Origin of the sequence: Comamonas sp. B-9, from assembly GCF_000410635.1 — a bacterium.
In the GTDB taxonomy this organism is placed as follows: Bacteria; Pseudomonadota; Gammaproteobacteria; order Burkholderiales; family Burkholderiaceae_C; genus Comamonas.
Map to the genome: position 1 here is coordinate 15831 of NZ_KE148557.1, position 3376 is coordinate 19206.

The following is a 3376-nucleotide window of genomic DNA, read 5'->3' on the forward strand; positions in this document are numbered from 1 at the left end:
GGGATCGGACGGAGCCGCTGCCCAAGCCCCTTTTCACTGCCCTTTATTCCATCGGAGACACACCATGCCGCATCTCGTCATCGAATACACCAGCAACCTGGAGAACTTCCCCGAGGCCCATCTGCTCGATGCCCTCAACGCCGCCGTCATCGCCAGCGGCCAGGTGCAAAACGAGCAGGACCTCAAGAGCCGCACTGTGCGCACCGAGCAGTTCGTCATTGGCGCCGACCCCACCGCCCTGCGCGGCTTTGTGCATGCCGAGCTGCGCCTGCTGGCCGGCCGTACGCCCGAGGCCAAGCGTGACCTGTCCGACCGCATCGGCGCGGTGCTGCGCGAGTTCACGCCCCACCCCGAAGGCATGCTGGTGCAGCTGAGCGTGGACATTGTCGATATGGACCGGGGCGCGTACTACAAGGGTTCGCTGTAAAGCACAACGCTTGGCCGCGATGCGTTCGCGGCACCGTCAGGACAAAGGCCTGCCGTCTCTTGCGAGAGGGCAGGCCTTTTTCATGCAGCGGGCGGCACCAGAGGCCGTCGCCCACCCAGGGGTCAGTGCTCCAAAGGCGCCTGGCCCTTGCCATCCTTTTCGATACGGATCTTGCGCATCACGCCATCGGTGGCCTCGGTGACGGCGAACTGCCAGCCATCAATCACCACCACATCGCCTTGCTGGGGCAGCGCACCGTTGAACTCGGTGAGCAGGCCGCCCAAGGTCGTGAAGGCATCGGCCGATGACACCAACTCATTGGAGCCCAGCAGCTGCTGCACCATGTGCACATCGGCCGCGCCGCTGGCGATCCAGGTGTCGGGCTCGCCCTCCACCGCCTGGATCGTGAAGCTCTCGTCCTCGTCGGGGAACTCGCCGGCAATCGCCTCGAGCACATCGACGGGCGTCACCACGCCGCTCATCACATGGTACTCATTGATCACGATGACCATATGTCCCTTGGACTGGCGCAGATCGTTGATCAGCGCGATCACGCCAGCGCCCTCGGGCACCATCAGCGGCTTGCGGATGGTGGACGGCTGAATGGCGCCATGCTGCATCAGGTCCATCAGCATGTCTTTGGCGCGCGCCACACCCTGGAGCTGGTCCACATGGCCCATGCATACCGGCAAGTGGCTGTGCGGGTTGTCGTTGAGCGAGCGCTGGATGGCCTCGGCATCGTCGCTCAGGTCCACCCAGTCCACATCCGAGACGGGCGTCATGATCGAGCGCACCTTGCGGTCGCCCAGCGACAGCACGCCGCTCACCATGATGCGCTCTTCCGGCGCAAAGGTCAGTTCGGCCTCGGCCGCAGCCGGGTCGTCCTGCGCATGCTCGGTCTGGGCCTGGCCGCTGCGGCCGGCCATCAGCGACAGCACCTTCATCGCCGTGCGCTCGCGCATCGGCACGCGCTGCTCATGGCGGATCGCGTTGCGCGAGGACACCTGGTTGAAGGTCTCGATCAGGATCGAGAAACCAATGGCGGCGTACAGATAGCCCTTGGGCACATGGAAGCCCAGGCCTTCGGCCACCAGGCTGAAGCCGATCATCAGCAGGAAGCTCAGGCAGAGGATGACGATGGTCGGGTGCGCATTGACAAAGCGGGTCAGCGGCTTGGACGCAAACAGCATCACACCGATCGAGATGATGACGGCCGCCATCATCACGCCCAGGTTGTTGACCATGCCGACGGCCGTGATCACGGCATCGAGCGAGAAGACCGCATCGAGCACCACGATCTGCGCGACCACGGCCGAGAAGCTGGCGTAGACCGTGCTGCTCGACTTGCTCATGCTCACGCCTTCCATGCGCTCATGCAGCTCGGTCGTGGCCTTGAACAGCAGGAACAGTCCGCCCAGCAGCAAAATGAGGTCGCGCCCCGAAAAACTGAGCGGCCCGACGGAAAACAGCGGTTGTGTGAGCGTGACCAGCCAGGAGATGGCGGTCAGCAGACCCAGGCGCATCACCAGGGCCAGCGACAGGCCGATGACACGTGCCCGGTCCCGCTGGTGTGGGGGCAACTTGTCGGCCAGGATCGCGATAAAGATGAGATTGTCTATGCCCAGAACGATTTCGAGCACCACCAAGGTGACGAGACCAATCCATATCTGCGGGTCGGAGAGCAGCTCGATCATGCGGCGCTCCCTTCAAGGGGCAGAGACACCGTCAGCGGTGTACTGGGGCTAGAACGAAAGGACAGCGACAGCGTGGTCGCGCAAGGGAGAGGCTCAGGGTCCGGGTTGTCGGGCATAAAATCCGAAGGGTTGCTAAACAGCCTCCATCCTAACGTGCAGCACAAAAACCCTTGGACTCTGGCCCATTCGTCGCGGTAGCAACATGCTGCACCAGCCCCATATCCCGGAACGTTCAGCCCTTATGCCTTCTTCTTTGACCGATGAAGATTTGCTCGCGATGGAACAGCGCTTGGCAGCCACGCAAGCAGCACCATGGACTTCTTATGTTGAAGGTCGCGACCATACATGCGGTTCCGACTTTATCCAAACCGGTGAAGGTGCCACCCGAGGCGAAGACATCGAACTGAGCGGCGCGACCGTTGCGGACCAGGATTTCATCGCCGCTGCGCGGCAAGACATGCCGCGCCTCTTGGCCGAGGTTCGAGCGCTGAGAAAACGGCTGGCGTCTTCCCGCCTGCAATAAGCCTATGGGCCGGCGTCAGGCTGCGGCCAGACCGGCACCGCACCCAGCACCTGTGCCGGAATCCAGCCGCGCAGGCTGTTGAGAAAAGCCCAGGCCTGTACACGCGGCACATCGCTCAACGTCACCACGCCTTCCACCCCCTGACCCGCCTGCAGCGCCAAGCGGCGCCCCACACCGGGCAGCAGGCCGCAGTGCAGCGTGGGGGTGACCCAGCGGCCATCGATCTGCATGGCGATATTGCCCCGGGTGGTCTCGGTGATCTCGCCGGCCTCGTTCCACAGCAGGGTGTCGAACACGCTGCTGTCTTGCGGCGCCCAACGCTCGTAGTGCGCGCGGCGGCTGGTCTTGAAGCGCACAAACTCGCCATGCGCCTCGGCCAGCGGCGCGGGCGCCCATTGCAGCGCCACCTGCGCGGGCGATGGCGGACAGGCAAAGGCCTCGGCCTGGAACCTGCCCTCCGCATCCAGCAGCAGGCGCAGCCGCCACAGGCCTTGCGGGTGGGAGGCAGCCAGCGCGTCCAAAGCCGCTTGCACGGCCGCCGCGTCCCAGCGGTAGCCAAAATGCGCGGCCGCAGCGGCCATGCGCTCCAGGTGCAGCGCGGCATGGCGCAGCTGGCCATTGTCCAGCGCCAAGGTCTCGATCAGGCCAAAGGGCATGCTGGCCCGCTCCAGAAAGGCACGTTTGTGCATCCATTCGCGCCACTCACCATCAGCAGTGGCATCGGCGGGGAGG

General features: G+C 64.4%; 4 protein-coding genes. 2 read left to right on the forward strand and 2 right to left on the reverse strand.

The window, feature by feature from the left end; all coding sequences use genetic code 11:
* Positions 1 to 64 precede the first annotated feature (64 nt).
* Positions 65 to 427 carry a 5-carboxymethyl-2-hydroxymuconate Delta-isomerase gene (locus H928_RS0110650; RefSeq protein WP_021026493.1) on the forward strand — a complete coding sequence of 121 codons (363 nt, stop codon included), beginning with the start codon at positions 65 to 67 and terminating at the stop codon, positions 425 to 427.
* Between the two features lie 122 nt (positions 428 to 549).
* Here H928_RS0110650 and H928_RS0110655 read toward each other — a convergent pair whose 3' ends face one another.
* Positions 550 to 2118: a transporter associated domain-containing protein gene (locus tag H928_RS0110655; protein ID WP_027010806.1), complete on the reverse strand. Its 1569-nt coding sequence runs from the start codon at positions 2116 to 2118 to the stop codon at positions 550 to 552.
* Between the two features lie 244 nt (positions 2119 to 2362).
* Between H928_RS0110655 and H928_RS0110660 the strand changes: the two genes are divergently transcribed.
* Positions 2363 to 2644, forward strand: a complete 282-nt coding sequence (locus H928_RS0110660; RefSeq protein ID WP_027010807.1) for a hypothetical protein — start codon at positions 2363 to 2365, stop codon at positions 2642 to 2644.
* 2 nt (positions 2645 to 2646) lie between these two features.
* On the opposite strand, the gene H928_RS33195 is transcribed toward H928_RS0110660, so the two are convergent.
* A partial coding sequence (locus tag H928_RS33195) for an aminotransferase class IV (protein ID WP_239644932.1) occupies positions 2647 to 3376 on the reverse strand: 730 nt, incomplete at its 5' end.